The 18,510-nt window shown below is 45.3% G+C and carries 20 protein-coding genes; 19 read left to right on the forward strand and 1 reads right to left on the reverse strand.

What is annotated here, in order from left to right:
- Window positions 1-25 precede the first annotated feature (25 nt).
- From QM657_RS15180 to QM657_RS15200, 5 genes are all read left to right on the forward strand, one after another.
- Window positions 26-1,048: a methionine ABC transporter ATP-binding protein gene (locus QM657_RS15180; protein ID WP_415067544.1), complete on the forward strand. Its 1,023-nt coding sequence runs from the start codon at window positions 26-28 to the stop codon at window positions 1,046-1,048.
- A complete protein-coding gene (locus QM657_RS15185; protein ID WP_415067545.1) occupies window positions 1,045-1,710 on the forward strand; it encodes a methionine ABC transporter permease in 666 nt (221 codons plus the stop codon). Before QM657_RS15180 ends, QM657_RS15185 begins: the two co-directional genes overlap by 4 nt.
- 35 nt (window positions 1,711-1,745) lie before the next feature.
- Window positions 1,746-2,684: a MetQ/NlpA family ABC transporter substrate-binding protein gene (locus QM657_RS15190; protein WP_415067546.1), complete on the forward strand. Its 939-nt coding sequence runs from the start codon at window positions 1,746-1,748 to the stop codon at window positions 2,682-2,684.
- Window positions 2,685-2,746: 62 nt separating this feature from the next.
- The gene (locus tag QM657_RS15195; protein ID WP_415067547.1) at window positions 2,747-3,949 is read left to right on the forward strand and encodes a M20 metallopeptidase family protein; all 1,203 of its coding nucleotides are present in this window, start codon (window positions 2,747-2,749) and stop codon (window positions 3,947-3,949) included.
- Window positions 3,942-4,391, forward strand: a complete 450-nt coding sequence (locus QM657_RS15200; RefSeq protein WP_415067548.1) for a PCC domain-containing protein — start codon at window positions 3,942-3,944, stop codon at window positions 4,389-4,391. Before QM657_RS15195 ends, QM657_RS15200 begins: the two co-directional genes overlap by 8 nt.
- A 336-nt stretch (window positions 4,392-4,727) precedes the next feature.
- On the opposite strand, the gene QM657_RS15205 is transcribed toward QM657_RS15200, so the two are convergent.
- Window positions 4,728-5,729 (reverse strand): LacI family DNA-binding transcriptional regulator, encoded by a 1,002-nt coding sequence (locus QM657_RS15205; RefSeq protein WP_415067549.1) that lies wholly within the window; start codon window positions 5,727-5,729, stop codon window positions 4,728-4,730.
- Between the two features lie 281 nt (window positions 5,730-6,010).
- Here QM657_RS15205 and QM657_RS15210 point away from each other — a divergent pair, with 281 nt between their 5' ends.
- The 14 genes from QM657_RS15210 to QM657_RS15275 all read left to right on the forward strand — a co-directional run bounded on the left by QM657_RS15210 (window position 6,011) and on the right by QM657_RS15275 (window position 18,492).
- Window positions 6,011-6,820: an SGNH/GDSL hydrolase family protein gene (locus tag QM657_RS15210; protein ID WP_415067550.1), complete on the forward strand. Its 810-nt coding sequence runs from the start codon at window positions 6,011-6,013 to the stop codon at window positions 6,818-6,820.
- Between the two features lie 12 nt (window positions 6,821-6,832).
- Window positions 6,833-7,795, forward strand: a complete 963-nt coding sequence (locus QM657_RS15215) for an ABC transporter permease (RefSeq protein ID WP_415067551.1) — start codon at window positions 6,833-6,835, stop codon at window positions 7,793-7,795.
- Window positions 7,796-7,806: 11 nt separating this feature from the next.
- Window positions 7,807-9,330 carry a sugar ABC transporter ATP-binding protein gene (locus tag QM657_RS15220; RefSeq protein ID WP_415067552.1) on the forward strand — a complete coding sequence of 508 codons (1,524 nt, stop codon included), beginning with the start codon at window positions 7,807-7,809 and terminating at the stop codon, window positions 9,328-9,330.
- 117 nt (window positions 9,331-9,447) lie between these two features.
- Window positions 9,448-10,446 carry a sugar ABC transporter substrate-binding protein gene (locus tag QM657_RS15225; RefSeq protein WP_415067553.1) on the forward strand — a complete coding sequence of 333 codons (999 nt, stop codon included), beginning with the start codon at window positions 9,448-9,450 and terminating at the stop codon, window positions 10,444-10,446.
- 425 nt (window positions 10,447-10,871) lie between these two features.
- Window positions 10,872-11,654, forward strand: a complete 783-nt coding sequence (locus QM657_RS15230; RefSeq protein WP_415067554.1) for a nitroreductase family protein — start codon at window positions 10,872-10,874, stop codon at window positions 11,652-11,654.
- A 149-nt stretch (window positions 11,655-11,803) separates the two neighbouring features.
- Window positions 11,804-13,021, forward strand: a complete 1,218-nt coding sequence (locus QM657_RS15235; RefSeq protein WP_415067555.1) for a hypothetical protein — start codon at window positions 11,804-11,806, stop codon at window positions 13,019-13,021.
- Between the two features lie 107 nt (window positions 13,022-13,128).
- Window positions 13,129-13,443, forward strand: a complete 315-nt coding sequence (trxA, locus tag QM657_RS15240) for a thioredoxin (protein WP_415067556.1) — start codon at window positions 13,129-13,131, stop codon at window positions 13,441-13,443.
- Between the two features lie 234 nt (window positions 13,444-13,677).
- Entirely contained in the window at window positions 13,678-14,508 is an 831-nt protein-coding gene (locus QM657_RS15245; RefSeq protein WP_415067557.1) for a MerR family transcriptional regulator, read from the forward strand.
- 253 nt (window positions 14,509-14,761) lie between these two features.
- The gene (gene eutM, locus QM657_RS15250) at window positions 14,762-15,049 is read left to right on the forward strand and encodes an ethanolamine utilization microcompartment protein EutM (protein ID WP_415067558.1); all 288 of its coding nucleotides are present in this window, start codon (window positions 14,762-14,764) and stop codon (window positions 15,047-15,049) included.
- Between the two features lie 3 nt (window positions 15,050-15,052).
- Window positions 15,053-16,069 carry a DMT family transporter gene (locus QM657_RS15255; protein WP_415067559.1) on the forward strand — a complete coding sequence of 339 codons (1,017 nt, stop codon included), beginning with the start codon at window positions 15,053-15,055 and terminating at the stop codon, window positions 16,067-16,069.
- Window positions 16,070-16,073: 4 nt separating this feature from the next.
- On the forward strand, window positions 16,074-16,358 hold the full coding sequence (locus QM657_RS15260; RefSeq protein WP_415067560.1) for a hypothetical protein: 285 nt from the start codon (window positions 16,074-16,076) through the stop codon (window positions 16,356-16,358).
- Between the two features lie 21 nt (window positions 16,359-16,379).
- Entirely contained in the window at window positions 16,380-16,676 is a 297-nt protein-coding gene (locus QM657_RS15265; protein WP_415067561.1) for a BMC domain-containing protein, read from the forward strand.
- Window positions 16,677-16,693: 17 nt separating this feature from the next.
- Window positions 16,694-16,993 carry a BMC domain-containing protein gene (locus QM657_RS15270; protein ID WP_415067562.1) on the forward strand — a complete coding sequence of 100 codons (300 nt, stop codon included), beginning with the start codon at window positions 16,694-16,696 and terminating at the stop codon, window positions 16,991-16,993.
- 38 nt (window positions 16,994-17,031) lie between these two features.
- Window positions 17,032-18,492: an aldehyde dehydrogenase family protein gene (locus QM657_RS15275; RefSeq protein ID WP_415067563.1), complete on the forward strand. Its 1,461-nt coding sequence runs from the start codon at window positions 17,032-17,034 to the stop codon at window positions 18,490-18,492.
- Window positions 18,493-18,510: the final 18 nt, after the last annotated feature.

Consider the following 18,510-nt stretch of genomic DNA (forward strand, 5'->3'; position numbering starts at 1 on the left):
TCCACCGATGAAGGGCGGCGATCTGATGATCATTCAATTTGAAAGCGTAGAGAAAACCTTTAACAGCAAAAAGATGCAGGTGCATGCCTGCAAGGACATAAACTTAACCGTGGACAAAGGGGACATTTTCGGAGTGGTTGGTTACAGCGGCGCAGGAAAATCCACCCTGATCCGGATGGTGAACGCCCTGGAGCGGCCCACCTCCGGACGGGTGATCGTAAATGGTGTTGTGATCAATGAATTAAAGGGAAATGTCCTGCGAAAAGCCAGAAAAGACATTTCCATGATCTTCCAGCAGTTCAATCTGCTGGAAGCCAAAACCGTTTTTGAAAATGTGGCAATGCCCCTGATCTTAAACCACACCCCAAAGGACGAAATCAAAAGGCGGGTCAATGAAATCCTGGAATTCGTCGAATTGTCCGATAAGGCGGATACATACCCCGGAAAGCTGTCGGGAGGCCAGAAGCAGAGAGTCGGAATTGCCAGAGCTTTGACCACCAACCCCAGCATCCTGCTCTGCGATGAGCCCACCAGCGCCTTGGACCCCAAGACAACAGATTCCATCTTAAACCTTTTGCAAAAAGTCAACCGGGAGCTGAATATCACCATTATGATCATCACCCACCAGATCAACATTGTCCAGAAGATATGCAACAAAGTGGCGGTGATGGAAGACGGCTATGTGGTTGAAATGGGAAATGTAAAAGAAGTCTTTGCAAGGCCCGTACAGCCCATTACCAAGGCATTTGTGGATACAGTTGTGGACCAGTCCATTCCGGAAACCATTTTTGCGGCGGCAGCGGCAGAGAAGCAGAACTCCAGAATCTTCAGGGTCCGGTGCCTCAATGGAAATGTCTGTGATACCTTTACCCCTGACTTGAGAAACCGTTTTACGGCTGAGATCAGAACCCTGTTTATGTCAGTCAATGAAATGCAGGGCTCTGTGCTGACCATTATCGGGCTTCACGTAAAGGGAAGCAAAGAAGAGATCAGCCAGGTGGAACAGTATTTAAAAGCGAATTTTGAGTCTGAGGAGGTGGCAGTATGATTGAAAGTTATTTGAGAGTGCCGGGCTCCACACTTGCCCTTGCGGCTTCCCAGACCTTATATATGGTAGGCTGGTCCCTGGTGGCAGGAGCCCTTTTGGGAATGCTTCTTGCCATTGTCCTGGTCCTTACAAGGCCTGATGGGCTTCTGGAAAACGGAGCTGTATTTTTCATCACCAGCACAACGGTCAACATTGTGCGCAGCGTTCCCTTTATCATCATGATGGTTGCGATCATGCCTCTGACAAAGGCGGTGGTAGGCACCAGAGTGGGAACTGTAGCGGCATTAATTCCCTTAATCGTCCACGTGGCCCCTTACCTGGCCCGGCTTTTTGAAGGTTCCTTATTGGAGGTGAATACAGGAATCATCGAAGCCGCCCAGTCCATGGGAGCCAGTACGGCCCAGGTGATCTGGTATTTCTTAATACCGGAAGCACGGGCCTCCCTGGTGCTGGCCCTGACAACGGGCACCATCGGACTTTTAGGAGCCACGGCAATGGCCGGAGCCATCGGCGCCGGAGGCGTGGGAAACTTAGCCCTTGTCTATGGTTATGAAAGGCTTAACATGCCTTTGATGGCGGTGACGGTCATCATTCTGGTGGTTCTGGTCCAACTGATTCAGACCCTGGGAAATGCAGCAGCCCGCAAGCTGAGACACATATAAATCTAAAATTCAAGTTCAAAATGAGGAGAAAACATATGAAAAGAATACAAAAAGCAATACTTGCCATCGCAACAGGAGCCATTTTTGCAGCCTCTTTAACCGGATGCTCTTCTGACAGCGCAAAGCCTGCGGCCGCAGACACCACCACAGCAGGAACCGCCACAGCAGAAGGCACCACAGCAGCCCAGTCCGCCCAGGCAGACGGAGCTTCAGGGGCCACAAGCGGAGCCAAGGACCATCCGGAAATCAAATACAGACGTATGCCAACGGCTACCAGCGACCTTTTTGAAGCGGGAATCATTCCCATTCTGGAAAAAGTGGGATATACCTTTACCCCTGTGGAGATCACAGATTCCGTTCAGAGAGAAATCGCTTTAAGTGAGGATGAAATTGATATGCACATAGATTCCCACACCGCTTTTGTGGAGAGCTTTAACAAGGACCAGGGAACAGAGCTGGCTCCGGTGCTGGCTATTCCTACGGTGCCTACAGGCATTTACAGCGGCACAAAGGACTCCCTTGAAGCCGTTGCCGATGGAGACAAGATCGCTTTTCCAAATGATGCTTCCAACGAAGCCCGTTCATTACAGCTCTTAAGCGAGATCGGATTTATTGTCATGAACGAAGGTGTGGAACCCACTCAGTACACCACTGCCGATGTAAAGGAAAATCCCCACAACCTGGAATTCGTGGAAATGAAGGGCGGAACCATTGCAGGCGTGAGAACAGACTTCGCCTACATCATCTTAAGAGGGTCCGACGCTTACAATGCAGGAATTGATTTTGGAACAGCTCTGGCAGCGGAGTCCCAGAAAGACATTCTTCCCGATAACCGGATGCAGCTTGTAGTAAATGGCAAACACAAGGATGAAACCTGGGTTCAGGATGTCATTGCAGCATACAAATCAGAAGAGTTCAAGGAATTTATGAAGGGAGAAAGCTCCTTCTGGATTCTGCCGGACTACTTACAATAAGAAGCTTTTGGTGAAGAGCGGATTCTTTAAGAGTCCGCTTTTCTTGAACATGAGGAGAAAAAATGAATATAACAGAATTGATGGCAGACATGGAAGGGGCTGTTTATGAGGTGTATAAGCACATCCATGAAAACCCAGAGCTGGGGATGGAGGAATATAATACCAGCCGCCTCATCAGAGAAGAGCTTTTAAATCATTCAGACTGTGATGAGATCAAATCCATCGGCAGCACAGGGCTGATAGCGATTTTAAAAGGGGAAATGGAAGGCCCTGAACATCACTTCCTGTTAAGAGGGGATATGGATGCCCTTCCTGTCCGGGAAGACCCTTCCCACGATCCTAAAAGCAAAAAAGACGGAGTCATGCATGCCTGCGGCCACGATGTCCACACGGCCATTTTGCTGGGAGCACTGCGTGTGTTAAAAAATTATAAAAAGCATTTTTCCGGAAACCTCTATTTCTTTTTCCAGCCTGCCGAGGAAACCCTCAGCGGGGCAAAGCTGCTTTTGGAAACAAAAGAAATTGATCTGGAGAAAATTGAAGGGGTGGCGGCCTGTCATGTGATGCCGGACCTGTACGCTGGAGATATCGGCTTAAAATCAGGCATCATGCTTGCCAGCGCCGACCAGTTTGAAGTTATGGTAAGAGGAAAGGGAGGCCATGGAGCCCATCCTTATACAACTGTGGACTCCATTGTTATCGCGTCCGATATTGTGGTTCAGCTTCAGAACCTGGCGGCAAGAGAGGTCAGTGCCCTGGACAGCGCAGTCATTTCCGTATGCAGCATTCACAGCGACGGGGATGCCTTTAACGTGATCCCGGATAAGGTCCGGATGAAAGGAACTTTAAGGGCCTTGAAAAAAGAAACCAGAGAATATCTCACCGGAAGGATTACGGAGGTGTGCCGTAATGTTGCAAAAGCCGGAAGAGGAGAGGCTGAGGTGATATTTCAGGAAGGGCCGCCGCCTTTTTACAACGATGAGCAGTGGGTGGAACGGACAAAGCGTGTGATGGAAAAGCTGTTGGGAGAAGAGCACGTAAAAATGCTGGATATCGTCACCATGGGAGCAGAGGATTTTGCCTTTATCAAGGACCGGTATCCGGGCGTCTTTGTGAGAATCGGATGCAGAACACCAGGAAAGGAATTCACCCCCATTCACAGCAGCAGATTTACCGTGGACCGAAAGGCCCTGACCACAGGAATCCAGACCCTGAGCGGGATTGCCCTGGACTTTTTTGGGATAAAAGAGAATATATATGGCTGAAAAGGTGAAAAGCAAAATGGAATATACCATATTTGAGGTTACGGTGGGCCGGGGAGAGGATATCAAAGCCGTCATTACCGGCTTTATCCTGGACCACAATTGGAAAAATGTTTATATCATGGGGGCAGTGGGAAGCGTCATTGATATGGTGTTCACCACTCCGATTCAGAACCACCTTCCCCTGCGCTGCGGGAAGACTCCTGTCAGCGGGGCGGCTGAAATTCTCAGCATGACCGGGGAAGTGATGCCCATTGAAGATATGGACCCGGATTTGGAGGACATTTATCCGGATAAAGACAGTCCTCTATTTGTGCACATCCACGCTTCCTGCGCAGTCGCAGGAGGCCGCGTTTATGGAGGGGGACTCAGCAGTGGCAGGGCATTCCGGGCTCTGCGGGTGTTTATGGTTCCCTTAGATGGTGATAAAATTGAAAAAGAATAGAGGGTATCCATTAACTAAAGGGTATCGCAAACAAGCTGTTTTTCGGTGGTAATTGAATATGTAACAACGTTAAGATTTATTCAGCATCTGACTTAACTTTATAACCTTGAAACTAAAGGAGGTTGTATAAAGCTGTCAGAAGCATTCTTGCTGTTAAAATACAATAGTGATATGGATAAAATGACTATAGTAAAGTTAAAAGTTCTAAAGATAAAGCGGCAAGATAAATCCTTAAAAGCAAAGACATCAGATGCAATATGAGCATATGATGTCTTTTTCTATTTATCTGATCAAAAGAACCGCTATATGTCAGGAAAAAATGGCGTTCCTTTACTTTTATGTTGTCTCACGCTCCAATAGCTCTGGTATTAAAGAAATGTGATGTATCATATTCTTTTCTTCTCCGGAGATAAGTTTTAGCATCATATCCACACCCACTTGTGCCATTTTTTCTACTGGCGGAGATAGGGTGGTCAACTTCTTGTGAAGATATTCTCCGGCACGCCCGTTGTCATTTCCAATGATTGCAATATCTTCCGGAATCCGAAGGCCGCTTTCTGTTATAGCCCGCATTGCACCGATTGCAATGTCATCATATCCGGCAATATAAGCGGTGGGATAGGAAGGCTGAGAGAGAAAAATTTTCATGACTTCATAACCGGCTTGCTCAAACCGGCAGGTTTGATGAGAAATGACTTGGCTTTTTGCCGGATTTAACTGATTATTGATCAGCGCCTGCCGAAACATATCTGGACGCAGCTGTTTGTCATTAATATAGTCTGATATAAATCCAATACGTTTATGCCCGCGTTCCAATAGATGGTAGACGGCCATTGACATACCTAAAGTATCATCAACACGAATTTGATTGCAGTCCGCCCCTTCCAGTCTCGTGTCTAAAGCTATTAAAGGGATACCGTGAAGGGAGAGTTTCCGGTTATAATGCTTCAGATCCTTATTGTTTATGGAGCAAGCCAGAAAAATGCCGTCAATATTGTGATTTATAAAATTATCAAGGGCAGAAGCTTCTTTATCTGAATCATAATACGTGTTTGCGATAAGCAGAGAGTACCGGTTTTTTTGCAATTCGGTTTCAATTGATTCAATCATTTTGGAAAAGTAATCACTGTTTATTTCAGGAACGATAATACCAACGATATTAGAGCGTTTTCCTGCCAATACCTGTGCGGTCGTATTAGGAATGTAGTTAAGTTCTTCAGCAATTTTTTTAATGAGAATTGTAGTTTGCTCGGATATATTGGGGCTTCCATTTAAAGCGCGGGAAGCGGTGGAAATGCTGACTTTAGCCTTTTCGGCCACATCTTTTAATGTTGCCATGTAGATGCCTCCTGTTCACGTGAAAATATCATTTGTCGAATGAGTTCTTACAAGAATAGCATAGCATACTTAATGCAAAAATCAAGATAAATTTGCATTAATGCAAAAATAGAAAAAATCAATGCAAAATCAATGCAAAATATATTTCGTATTCACAAATAAAAATTCAAAAATAATACAATATGTACAAAAATAAGCTGAAATATATAGAGCATATTGACAAAATATAATAAAAGGTTTAACCTAATGGCTAGAAAGCGCTTGCAAAGGAGGAGAGACAAATGGATTTAACCTTATCATCAGAATTATATAATAACTTAAAGTTTAACATGCATAAGCTGATTCTGAATTTAGCAGAAGACAATTACATCAGGTTAGCAGCAATATTTGGAGCGGATGAGAAAAAGGTGAAACAATTCTTAGATGAGTTTCATTGCACATGTACAGAAGAAGCAGAAGAATTAAAGAAGACGGTACAAATTCCGGACATAAAAAAGATAAAAACATTTGCATTCGTAGGAGATTCCATTACCAGTGACAGGGAAGGTTATCTGAATATCTTAAAAGAATATTTTAAAGGGCAACCGGAAATAAAGATTGTTGACGCTGCCATATCCGGAGACAAGAGTGACGATGCGAGGATGAAGTTTTATTTTCGCGTAATGAATCATAAGCCGGATATAGTTCATATTCTTCTGGGAACAAATGACATGAGGCAAAATGCGGACATAGATGGCGAACCTTCGGTAAGCCTTCAGGACTATCAAAGGAATTTGGAATATATGGTGAGCAGACTAAAGTCTGAGAATGTGGATATCATATTATCTACGATTCCTCCAGTCGATAACCGGGGGTTAAGAAAACGCTTTCCAGATGATTATTGGATATATGATACCCGAAATATTTCAGAGGTTAATAAAATTATTGCAGATATTGCAGAAAGATATCAAGTTAAATTGAATGATATGGGGCCGGAATATGAACGGTATTTACCTCAGGAAATATTGCTTGAAGATGGACTTCACCTTAACAGAACCGGACAGAAACTGTTGGCTCAAAATTTATTAAAGGCCTTCATTGAATTTGTTTAAAGGAGCAGGACTATGGGAAATAATGCAAAGATATTTATGAAGAGTTTGTTAAAATCCAAAGAAACAGGTATTTTTTTGATTTTGATTGTGCTGTCAGTTTTGATTCAAATGAATAATCCAATCTTTTTTACATTTGGAAATATCATGGATATTCTAAGAAATACCTCTTATACATTAATTATTGCAATTGGGATGACATTTGTATTGATTATCAGAGGGTTGGATTTGTCAGTAGGTTCTTTGGTGGCCTTTTGTGGATTGTCTGCGGCTTTATGCATGCAAAGAGGAGTCCCGGTCATCGTGTCTATTCTTTTGGGATTGTTTTGCGGAGCCGTATTCGGAGGAATTAATGCGTTTGGTATTGTGAAGCTTAAAATCCCGGCAATGATAGCGACCTTAGGTGCTATGTACATGGGAAGAGGTTTGGTACTGGTCATCACAAAGGGACAAGCAGTTTATCCTTTACCAGATTCTTTTACTTCTTTTGGAAAAGGAAATTTGTTAGGAGTTCCCAATGTTGTAATTTTGGCGTTTATATTGGCGGTTATCGCTCATTTTGTTTTATCCCGCACGACTTATGGAAGGAAAGTATATGCCATTGGGGGCAATCCGGAGACAGCAGGATTTGCTGGAATCAGTGTTTCAAAAATACAAATCAGTGTATACATAATAAGCGGCGTAATGGCCGCATTATCGGGCATCATGACGGCGGCGAGGATGGGATCGGGTCAGCCAAGTGTAGGTGATGGGATTGAAATGATGGTTATTACGGCAGTTATTATTGGAGGAACCAGTCTGAATGGTGGTGCAGGTACTATTTTGGGTACTGTTTTTGGAACTCTTCTAATGAATGTGTTGTCAAGCGGAATGAATCTCGTAGGGGTATCGGCATATTGGCAAAAGTTTGTCATGGGACTGATTATTATCATAGCGGTAGGATTTGATCAGTATCAACGCAGCAAGCGCCGGGCGTAGGAGACAACAATATGGAAAAAATATTAGAAATGAAAGAAGTATCTAAGTCATTTGGAAAGGTAACGGTATTTAAAAATGTAAATTTAGATTTGTACCGCGGCGAGATATTAGCTTTATCAGGGGAGAATGGCGCTGGAAAATCTACAATGATGAATGTCTTAGGCGGAATTTATCCGTATGGAGAATATGATGGACAAATAATTGTCGAAGAGAAAGTATGTGAATTCAAAAATGCCAATGATTCCCGTGCAGTTGGAATTGAAATGATTCACCAGGAAATCAGCTTACATTCAGATTTAACAGTGGCTGAAAATATCTTTATGGGCAATTGGAAAAGCAAAAAAGGCGTGATTAGCTGGAATGAGATGTACACACAAGCAGAACAGTATCTGAAAAGGGTACATCTGGATGTGAGCCCGAAAATAATGGTATATAACCTGAGCACCAGCCAACAGCAGCTTTTGTCTATTGCGAAAGCCCTAGCCGGAAACCCCAGGATTTTATTGTTTGATGAGCCGACTTCAGCTTTGACGGAACATGATGTGTCTAATCTTCTGGCCATTATTAAAGATTTGGCAAGGACAGGAATTTCCTGTATTTACATTTCTCATAAAATGGAAGAAGTATTTGCTCTTGCAGATAGAATTGCAGTCTTACGGGATGGCAGTCTCATATCAATTGATAAAAAAGATGAAATTACAGTAGATAAAGTCATTGAGCGCATGGTTGGAAGAAAAGTGGAAGAAATGTATCCCAAAAAAGACATTCCAATTGGTGAGACTGTTTTAGAAGCAAAAGGAATTACAGTACCTCATTTCTATATAAAAAATAAAAATGTTGTAGAGAATGTCAGCTTTTCGGTAGCGAAAGGTGAAATTCTTGGATTCTCAGGCTTAGTGGGAAGCGGCAGAAGCGAGACGATGAATGCGATTTACGGAAGCTTAAAGAAATCTGCCGGAACAGTATATCTGGAAGGCAAAGAGCTGCAGATCAAAAATCAGAGTGATGCAATTAAAAAAGGAATGGGCCTGGTAACGGAAGACCGGAAAAGATCCGGTATCATTGCTCCAATGAGCTTGCGTGAAAATATGACCATTGCCAGCCTTAAGGAGATAGCCGGACGAGGTGTGATAGACCGTGAAAAGGAAAGAAGTATTGCGGAGAAATATTACCGTATATTAGCAGTCAAAGCACAAGGAATCGAAGATAATATAATGAATCTTTCCGGCGGAAACCAGCAAAAGATCGTATTATCAAAATGGCTGATGAGAGATTTAAAGGTGCTGATTCTTGATGAACCAACGCGTGGAGTGGATGTTGGAGCCAAAGTTGAAATCTATAATGTTATCACTGAACTGGCAAAAAAAGGAGTTGCCGTCATCGTTGTTTCTTCTGAGATGCCGGAGCTGATGGGGATGTGTGACAGGATCATTGTATTAGGAAGAGGAAAGGTGTATGCGAATATTCCCAGAGAAAAGTTTTCTCAGGAGTTGATTATGAAAGCAGCAGCTTGTCTGGAAACATATGGAGTATGAGGTGAACCGGACTCTGGATAAATGCGCATATTCAATTTTACAGGAAAAGGAGGCACAAAAGGAAATCTGGGTTTAACAATAACAACTGATTAATCTTAAGAAAGTAGAGGAAAATGTATGAGAAGAAAAATAATTGCTATGATTTTAGCAGGTGTTGCAGCATTATCATTGGTGGCATGCGGTTCGGCTGCAAAGAGCGAAGGGGAACAAGGGAAAAAGTCTGATGCGGCAGTGGGTGAGCAGACGCCGGGCAAGGAACCGTATGTTATTTGGGTAAATCCTCTGGTTGGAAGTGCTGTATTTACAAGTGCAGATAATGGAATCAAAGATGCATCGAAAGAATTTGGTTTTAAGCTTAAAATCATTGGACCGTCAGTACTGGATGATACCCAGATGTATGAAGCTTTACAGAATGCACTGGTAGAAAATCCGGATTTGGTTGTGACAACGCCTTATAATTTTTCCGCAGTCCAGGGGCTTTATACAGAGGCGAAGGAAAAGGGCATCCCTATTATTAATATCAGTTCAGATTCTGATGAGGCTGGAAGAGTGAGTTTTATCGGGACAGATAATACTGCCTATGGTCAATTAGCAGCAGACTATATTAATGAAGAGAAAAATGGAAAAGCAAATGTTATGATTATGATGGCGAATTTGGATACCAGTAACCAGCTGGAACAAAAGACTGCATTTGAGGAAAAGTGCAAAAAGGAATACCCTGGTATAAATGTAGTTCTCACTGATGAAGATAAGGGCGATAGTGTAACGGCATTACAGAAATTTCAGGATAATCTAAAGGCCCATCCGGAAATTGATACTATCCTTTGCCTGGAAGCAATCGGAGGGGTTTCGGCAGCAAATGCAATTGAAGAGCTTGGAATGAAGGATATTACTATATTGGCTATTGATGATAATGAGGATACTCTGCAGTACATCAGAGACGGTAAGGTATGGGGAACCATGGCTCAGAACTTTTATAAAATGGGATATACGGCCGGTGAATTCGCCAGGGATTATCTGGAAGGCAAAAAGGTAGATTCCATAGTGGATTCAGGAACTGTATTAATCACTAAGGATAATATTGATACTTATCAGGATGAGTTTTATAAGAAATAGAGTGAATAAATAATATCTTCCATTTATACTGTAATTGAAAATTGGACATGGTGGTGAAAAAGACTTCGCATGAGAGTGTGAGGTCTTTTTTTGTTGTGCATCCGCCAGTCCCACGTTTTAATGGGGGAAAGCCCCTGGTCCGCCCTGGCGGGAGGAATATCCGATTTTAAGTAAAGTTCTGTATTATAGGGTTTTTTATTTCTCAACATGTTATATAATGCTGTTAGAAGCATTCTTGCTATTGCAATGATAGCCTTCTTGTGGCCGTGCCGCTTTCTCAAGCGAAGATACCGGTTGTGGATTTCCGGATACATTTCACTTTTTACTAAGGAGTCAGCAACTTAATTATAGAAAAGAGGGCTGCCAAAGACAACGCTTTTATAACGTTTTGTGCCTTGAGCAGCGCGAAAGGAGTGAGTATAAAAATGAATAGTATCAGTCAGTTATTAAAGGAACGGGTGTCCTTACGGCGTTATGAGAAAAAGGCCATCCGGGAAGAAGATATGGAAGTGATCCTAAACGCAGCTTTAAGTTCCCCTTCCGCATGCAACCAGATGCATTACTCTATCTTAAAGATCGAGGATGAGAAGAGAAAGGAACAGATTGCGCAACTGTGCAATCACCAGAAGTTTATCGCAACTGCCCCTGTAATTCTGGTTTTTCTGGCGGACCAGTATAAATGGACCAGATATAACCAGTTAAAGGGAGTGGAGCAGTATGCCATGGCAGAAGGGATCGGCTTTCGCCAGCCGGACCTTTCAGACTTATTGCTGGCCTTTGAGGACACCATGATCGCTGCCCACAGCGCAGTCATCGCAGCGGAAAGCCTTGGGATCGGGAGCTGTTACATCGGTTCCACTCTGGTCAGTGACAGGGAGCTTTCTGAGCTTCTCAACCTGCCGCCTCATGTGGTGCCTCTGATGGTCCTTCCTATGGGCTATTATCCCGAAAACTTCAAGCGGGTCCACATGCCCCGGTTTGAGAAACGCTTTGTGGTATTTGAAGAGACTTATCATGCTCTTGACGATGAAGAGCTGGAAGAGATGTTTCAAAGCCGGGCAGAGCGGTATTACCATCCGTCGGAAAAGGAAAGGGCTCAAAACTATGCCCAGGCTTTTTATAAGCAAAAAACGGGTCATCCTTTCATGACGCAAATGACGGAGTCCCTGGAACAGATTCTTTCCAGATGGCATAAAAGGTGGCAATAACCTGACAAAGCAGCGCCTGATATAGAAGCAGAACATTGCATTTAAGGGGAGAAACGGCTATAATATCAAATAATAGAACAAGGAATACTGCTGATATTTGATACCCCTGATAATTGGAATTGTACTGCAAAGAAAGGTGCTTGAGCCGAATGAACCTCTGGAAGAAAAACTCAGTCAAACAGGAATCATATAAAAATGACGGGAAAGGCAAGATCCCGGAAATCCATCTGTGGCTGGCATGGATCGGAGTGATCGCATTTATGCTGGGCGCTTTTGTGGCTGCGGAAAGGCACTACATTCCAAAGTATTATGCCAGGTTTTACTTAACCCGTTCTGTGCTTCAGACCAGAGGAAGGCTTCTGGACCTATGGGGAAGAGAGCGGGGAAATATGAGGGAAGCCAGAGAAAGCCTTCTGGAGCTGAAAGCAGAGGAGGCCAGATGGAACGGCCTTTCGGTTCCCGTGATTTCCGGCGGCCTTGGGGTTTCCTGGAGGCATATAAAAAATGAAGACAACACCTTTGCCCAGGGAAACCTTAAGGTATATTTTCTGGAAAAACCAGGGGAAGGGCTGGATTACTGGGCTGATGAGGAAAACGTCCTGCTCTGTCTTCCCGGAGCAGGCGGATTCTCCGTGAAGACGAGTCAGGAAGCCATAAAGCAGGTTGTAGGCTTTTCCCTCATTCCCCAGAAGGAAAACGGTCCCAGGCAGAAGTTTGAAGCCTTAAAGGAAGGCGCCGTCACCATGATGAACCAGAGCGAAATACAGTTTGACGGAAGGGATGAAGAGGGAATAAGGCTGAAAGCCGTCATTCCAGCCTCTGTCTTTGAGCAGTATCTCGGTCAGGTGGGAGGATTTTTGGAGGAAGAGGCTTTAAGGGATATAAAGGAATGGGGCAGGCTTTTGACGGAGCGGAAAACCGGAAAAGAGGTTCAGGAGGTCTTATTTACCATTGATAAAAAGCTGAATATCAGTTCCATTCAGGTGGAGGGACTGGCTGATGTAAGCCTTCTCCTGGAAATTAACAGGAGCGCTTCCATCAAGGGGAGAATCGGCATCGGAGACAGGGAAGCGGACCTGGAAACCGTGGTCTATTCCGGCTCAGGACAAAAGGGCAGGCGGGTATTTGATATACCGTCATTAAACCTTGCTTATAAAAAAGAAAATGTCCGCATTGACCTGAAGCTGAGCGGAGGATATGAGGGCGGAAGGGTCGGAAAAGAGGAATTGGACTGCAAAAAACTGTCTTCTGCGGAAGAAGAATGGGATGATGGGAGATTGCAGGAAGAAAAAGAAGGATTTCTCAAAAAAGCCGGACAACTGGGCTTTGATTTCGGAAGGGAACGAAAAAAAGATATTGACAAATAGAACTGTAACTTTTATAATAACAGTAAGGTTGTTATGAGAGTTTCAGATTATGATAAAACTATAAAAGACAGATATAAGAAAGTCAGACTTAGAAGGAGGAATATAATATGGCAGTAATTACATTAACAGAGGAAAATTTTGAAAGCGAAATCAGCAGCGGCATTGCAGTCGTAGATTTTTGGGCAGCATGGTGCGGTCCTTGCAAGATGTTTGCCCCTGTTTTGGATGAAATTGCAGAAGCGAACCTTCCTGATGTAAAGGTGGGCAAAGTGAACGTGGATGAGCAGCCTGAGCTGGCAAGACAGTTCAGGGTCATGACCATTCCTACTGTTGTCATTTTCAAAGATGGAAAAGCACAGACCACTTCTGTGGGAGTGAAGCCTAAGAAAGAAGTTCTGGAGATGATTGAACGGTTAAGATAATGATTGTTTCGTAAGCTGCAGGCCTTTCCGCCTAACCGGAGGGCCTGTTTTTTTACAGATTTTTCTGCTTCCTGCCCAAGCTGTTTTCGTTTACAATAGATTGCATAAGTTAGTCTTGACATTCCCCTATACGGGAAGGGTTATACTGGACTTACAAACGGGGAAATGAAGAAGTCAGGTGATCAGAGGGCACGGGGAACTCTTAGTCAGGTAACATACTTATAAGGGGTTATCATGGAAGGTAAAAAATATTCAATCGGGGAAGTCAGTAAAATCTGCAAAATTTCGACGAAGGCCCTGCGCTTTTACGACAAGATAGGGATCATACCTCCGGATATGATATGCAAAGAGAACAGCTACCGGTATTATAACAAGGAAACCCTTCTGACGGTGCCGATCGTCAAGTATTACAAGCAGATGGGGTTTAAGCTGGAGGAAATGCAGGGGCTGGTGGAAGGAAATACATATTACTGCGTGGAACAGAACTTCCGCAGCAAGATCGATCAGCTTCGCATCCAGGAACAGCAGATTCACAACAGCTATGTTTCCATTAAGGACTGGTATGAACTGATTCAGGAAGCCAAGATGGTCCTTGAGCACGACGTTCACGACGTTTCCGTAAAATACGTTCAGCCGGTCACCTACTGCGGTATGGAACAGGACTTTGACTATAATTACATGGAATCCATTATCAACATCGAATGGACCAATCATCTGGAATCGGCTGAAAATGAGATTACAGGGCCTGTGATTTTACGGTTTGACTCCTTTGAAGAAAAGATGGCGGGAAAATGCAAACGGGCCAAAATCATACAAAAGCCCATTCATCCGTGCAAGGACTGCTTAAACCGCCAGGATTACGGCGGGTTCATGGCCGCCTCCGTGTACCATATCGGGGAGCATGAAACCATTGATGAGGAATATGAAAAGATATTGGACTGGGTGGAAAAGAGGGGGTACCGGTGCGGTAAGGAAAGCTTTGAGCGGTATGTGGTGGATTACTGGACAACCAGAAACCCGGCAGAATTCGTCTCGGAAGTGATGGTGCCCATATACAGAGAATAGGGAGCAGGGAAGGAAAAAACCTTCCCTGTTTTTTTGCGTTTCAGGGAAAAATAAAAGTTTAAATATGTATTGACATTCCCCATAGGGGGAGGTTCTATACTAAATGCATAGAAAACCGCGGGCTCGAAAAATAAAATTAGTGATATTTGAAAGGGCGCCCTGTCTTCTAAACGTTTCAGCTGAACGTAGAGAAAGAAAAGAGAAATAAAAAACCTGAATTTTGTGCAGTATTCAATTAAGGAGGAAACAAAACATGAAATATGACGCATTGGGAATGATTGAGACAAAGGGACTGATCGGCTCCATCGAAGCCGCAGATGCAATGGTTAAGGCGGCCAACGTCACACTTTTAGGAAAAGAATTTGTAGGCGGCGGCCTTGTTACCGTTATGGTAAGAGGTGATGTGGGTGCAGTCAAGGCAGCTACTGACGCAGGCGCTGCTGCGGCCCAGAGAGTAGGGGAGCTGGTTTCTGTTCATGTGATCCCCCGTCCTCACGGCGAGGTGGAAACCATTCTTCCAAAAGAGAAAAAAGGAGAGTAAAGAATGAGTACTCAGGTAAACACTGTATCTGCAAAAATGGCGCCTGTATCTGCAAGTGAAAAGATGGCGGCTGTCAATAAAAAATTCCGCAGAACCGGATTGTCCACCGGCGCGATTTCCGGCCTTACATACGGCATTTATACCGTTCTTGTAATGGTGGCAGGATATTATGAACCTCTTGTGAGCGCAGCGGGACTTTTGGCCGGCCCTTACGTATGCTCCGGCTTAAATGACCTTTTTGCAGGAGTCTGGCTGACCATCTACAATGCCAAAAGCGGACGCCTCCGTGAGATGGGACGAAGCTTAAACACATTTCCGGGAAAGATGATCGTCATTGGCTCTCTCCTTGGCGGTCCCATAGCAAACGGCGCTTACCTCATCGGACTTTCCATGGCAGGCGCTTATGCCATCCCCATTTCCGCCATGTGCGCTCTGTTCGGAGCTGTTTTTGCAAGGATTTTCTTAAACCAGAAGATCACAAAACGAGTGATGGCAGGCATGCTGGTATGTGTGGCCGGAGCCATTATCATCAACTGGTCCAAGCCGGAGGGGAGCAGCAATTTCACCCTTGGCATTATTTTTGCATTTGTGGCGGCTATCTGCTGGGGCCTGGAGGGCGTTTTCTCCGCTTACGGCGGTGCCATGATCGATACGGATGTGGCGATTAATTTACGCCAGTTGATTTCCGGAGTTGTGGACTTATTCGTAATCCTTCCCATCGTGGGAGGCATGGGCCTGTTAAGCGGAACCCTTTTTGCAGGAATTCCTGTCATCTGGCTGGTATTTTCCGGTTTAAGTGCGGCAGTATCCTACTTGTGCTGGTATAAGAGCAATTCGACAGTAGGCTGTGCGGTAGGTATGTCCTTAAACGTGACGTATGCATTCTGGGGCGTATTCTTCTGCATCCTGTTCCTGGGGCAGGCAGTGACCCCTACAATCGTCACCGGTTCCATCGTCATCGTGGCAGGTGCAATCCTGGTGACCATGAATCCGCTGGATTTATTTAAGAAAGGGGAATAAAACCATGTTATTACCTGCGAGAACAGCAGTTTTAAATTATTTGTACGGGGTTAAAAATGCAAATGTCACTCAGATTATGGAGGCATTAAAGCCCATTTACGGCGGAGAACTCCAATTCACCAAAGCCCGCTATCTGGACCATGTCATGACGCTGGAAGCGAACGGGTTAGTATCCTTATGCGGCTATGATCTGGATGAAGACGGGGATTTGCGCATGTGCTATGAAATCAACGAAGACGGAAAAAACTCCGTTGAAAAATATGTGGATAAGAAATACCGCAGCCAGTAAAAATGAAGGAGGTTTGCAAAGGTGAGATATTACGGAGAAGAAGCTTTGGGCCTGGTGGAAACCTTGGGCCTGGTTCCTGCCTTAGAAGCGGCGGATAAGATGCTTAAGGCGGCAGATGTGGAATTGATTTCCTATGAAAACGTAGGCTCCACCCTGGTGACCATTATGGTCAAGGGCGATGTGGCGGCAGTCCGCTCCTCCGTGGAAGCGGGAGCAGAAGCAGCGGCAGCCATCGGCAAGCTGACTGCAAAGAATGTGATGCCAAGACCCATCAAGGAAGTGGGCGACATTGTATCCGTCCACGATATTGACGCATAAAGAGAGGAAAACCATATATGGAAAGATATGAAGCCATAGGCGCAATCGAAACCTTCGGCCTGGTATTTGTTCTGGAGGCCGCTGATGCCATGTGCAAAGCAGCGGATGTGCAACTGATCGGCTATGAAAATGTAGCTTCCGGTTATATTTCCGTCCTGGTACAGGGCGATGTGGGAGCCTGCAAGACTGCTGTGGAGGCGGGAGTTAAGGCGGTAAAGGACATGGGGGCTGAGGTTTACAGCTCTGTGGTCATTCCAAGACCCCATCCGGACTTGGAAAAGATCGCCAGGCGCTATGCCTTACCGGCTGCACCGTAACGGAAGCGGTGAAATCCCGAATGGAGGGAGAAATGTAAATGAATTTTGTAGACAAAGACCTGCTCTCCATACAGGAGGCCAGGGTTTTAATGGAAGAGGCGCGGGAAGCCAGAGAAGCCATGCTCACCTTTTCCCAGGAAAGGCTGGATTCTGCGGTGGAATGCCTTGCAGCCGCAGCGAAAGAGCTGGCAGAAGAGCTGGCGGCCTTATCAGCGGAAGAGACGGGATACGGGAGGCAGCAGGATAAGGTTTTAAAGAACAGGTTCATCTGCGATACCCTGCCTGGGCGGTTAAGGTCCATGAAATGCGTGGGAATCCTGCATGAAGATGCCAGGGAAAGGACCATGGATATCGGCGTTCCGGTGGGAGTTCTTGTCTCACTGACTCCGGCCTACAGCCCGGTTTCCACCGCCATTTATCAGGTGCTGACTGCCGTAAAATCAGGAAATCCCATTGTCATTGCCCCTCATGAGAGGGCTTCTAAAGTGACGGCCCGCCTCATTGACAGGCTGGCAGAAGCGGCAAGGGACTGCGCTCTTCCGGAGGGAGCCATAAGCTGTTTAAAGACAGTGACAAAATCCGGAATCAGGGAGCTGATCGGCCACCCGGCAGCGGCCATGGTCATCAACACCGGAGTTTCGGACCTGTGCCGGGAGGGAGCAGAAAGCGGAAAGCCCTATATCTACGGAGGAACGGGAAACAGCCCGGTCTTTATTGAACGGACAGCCGATGTGAGGCAGGCAGTTTGCGACATCATTGCCAGCAGAACCTTTGACCACGGAATTGTACCCGCGGCAGAGCAGTATGTGGTGGCGGACAGTCTGATTGCAGAGGAAGTAAGAGCTGAAATGGTGAAAAACGGAGCTCACTTCATGAGCGAAGAGGAAGAGAAAAAGCTGGTGAACCTCCTCTGCCCGGAAAAAGGAAAGGCGGATATGGAGGTCATGGGAAAATCAGCCCTCCATCTTGCCCGCTGGGCTGGATTTGACTTGCCGGATTCTGTCAGGGTATTGGTTTCCCAGCAGAAATACATCTCTGACCAGAACCCCTTTGCAACGGAGTTTCTCTGCCCTGTTCTGGCCTACTACATAGAAAACGACTGGCTCCATGCCTGTGAAAAGTGCATGAGCCTGCTGGTCAAAAGCCATGGACACACCCTTGTCATCCATTCGAAAGACGAAGAAGTGATCCGCCAGTTCGCATTAAAGAAGCCTGTGGGAAGGGTTCTGGTGAACACCCCTGCAACCTTGGGAAGCATGGGAGCCACCACCAACCTGTTTCCTGCCATGACCCTGGGAGGCATTACGGCAGGGGCTGGAATCACGGCGGATAACGTCTCTCCCATGAACTTCATCTACCGGAGAAAGGTAGGATACGGAGTCCGGGAAGCCGGAGAGTTTCTTAAGGGCTTTCGGAACCCTCCTTCTGAGGAAGAGGAAGAGGATGTGAAACAGCTTTTGAAACAGATATTAGAAACTCTGTCCAGGGAACTGGACTGAGAATCATTGAAAGAGAGG

The organism is Lacrimispora sp., from assembly GCF_047605665.1.
GTDB lineage: Bacteria > Bacillota > Clostridia > Lachnospirales > Lachnospiraceae > Lacrimispora.

What these genes read in the sequence shown, in the direction of transcription:
- QM657_RS15205 (WP_415067549.1), bottom strand. Translation starts at nt 5,729, where the DNA reads ATGGCAACATTAAAAGATGTGGCCGAAAAGGCTAAAGTCAGCATTTCC.
- QM657_RS15185 (WP_415067545.1), top strand. Translation starts at nt 1,045, where the DNA reads ATGATTGAAAGTTATTTGAGAGTGCCGGGCTCCACACTTGCCCTTGCG.
- QM657_RS15210 (WP_415067550.1), top strand. Translation starts at nt 6,011, where the DNA reads ATGGATTTAACCTTATCATCAGAATTATATAATAACTTAAAGTTTAAC.
- QM657_RS15270 (WP_415067562.1), top strand. Translation starts at nt 16,694, where the DNA reads ATGGAAAGATATGAAGCCATAGGCGCAATCGAAACCTTCGGCCTGGTA.
- QM657_RS15190 (WP_415067546.1), top strand. Translation starts at nt 1,746, where the DNA reads ATGAAAAGAATACAAAAAGCAATACTTGCCATCGCAACAGGAGCCATT.
- QM657_RS15195 (WP_415067547.1), top strand. Translation starts at nt 2,747, where the DNA reads ATGAATATAACAGAATTGATGGCAGACATGGAAGGGGCTGTTTATGAG.
- QM657_RS15255 (WP_415067559.1), top strand. Translation starts at nt 15,053, where the DNA reads ATGAGTACTCAGGTAAACACTGTATCTGCAAAAATGGCGCCTGTATCT.
- QM657_RS15215 (WP_415067551.1), top strand. Translation starts at nt 6,833, where the DNA reads ATGGGAAATAATGCAAAGATATTTATGAAGAGTTTGTTAAAATCCAAA.
- QM657_RS15275 (WP_415067563.1), top strand. Translation starts at nt 17,032, where the DNA reads ATGAATTTTGTAGACAAAGACCTGCTCTCCATACAGGAGGCCAGGGTT.
- QM657_RS15225 (WP_415067553.1), top strand. Translation starts at nt 9,448, where the DNA reads ATGAGAAGAAAAATAATTGCTATGATTTTAGCAGGTGTTGCAGCATTA.
- QM657_RS15235 (WP_415067555.1), top strand. Translation starts at nt 11,804, where the DNA reads ATGAACCTCTGGAAGAAAAACTCAGTCAAACAGGAATCATATAAAAAT.
- QM657_RS15220 (WP_415067552.1), top strand. Translation starts at nt 7,807, where the DNA reads ATGGAAAAAATATTAGAAATGAAAGAAGTATCTAAGTCATTTGGAAAG.
- QM657_RS15260 (WP_415067560.1), top strand. Translation starts at nt 16,074, where the DNA reads ATGTTATTACCTGCGAGAACAGCAGTTTTAAATTATTTGTACGGGGTT.
- QM657_RS15200 (WP_415067548.1), top strand. Translation starts at nt 3,942, where the DNA reads ATGGCTGAAAAGGTGAAAAGCAAAATGGAATATACCATATTTGAGGTT.
- QM657_RS15180 (WP_415067544.1), top strand. Translation starts at nt 26, where the DNA reads ATGATCATTCAATTTGAAAGCGTAGAGAAAACCTTTAACAGCAAAAAG.
- QM657_RS15230 (WP_415067554.1), top strand. Translation starts at nt 10,872, where the DNA reads ATGAATAGTATCAGTCAGTTATTAAAGGAACGGGTGTCCTTACGGCGT.
- QM657_RS15245 (WP_415067557.1), top strand. Translation starts at nt 13,678, where the DNA reads ATGGAAGGTAAAAAATATTCAATCGGGGAAGTCAGTAAAATCTGCAAA.
- trxA (WP_415067556.1), top strand. Translation starts at nt 13,129, where the DNA reads ATGGCAGTAATTACATTAACAGAGGAAAATTTTGAAAGCGAAATCAGC.
- eutM (WP_415067558.1), top strand. Translation starts at nt 14,762, where the DNA reads ATGAAATATGACGCATTGGGAATGATTGAGACAAAGGGACTGATCGGC.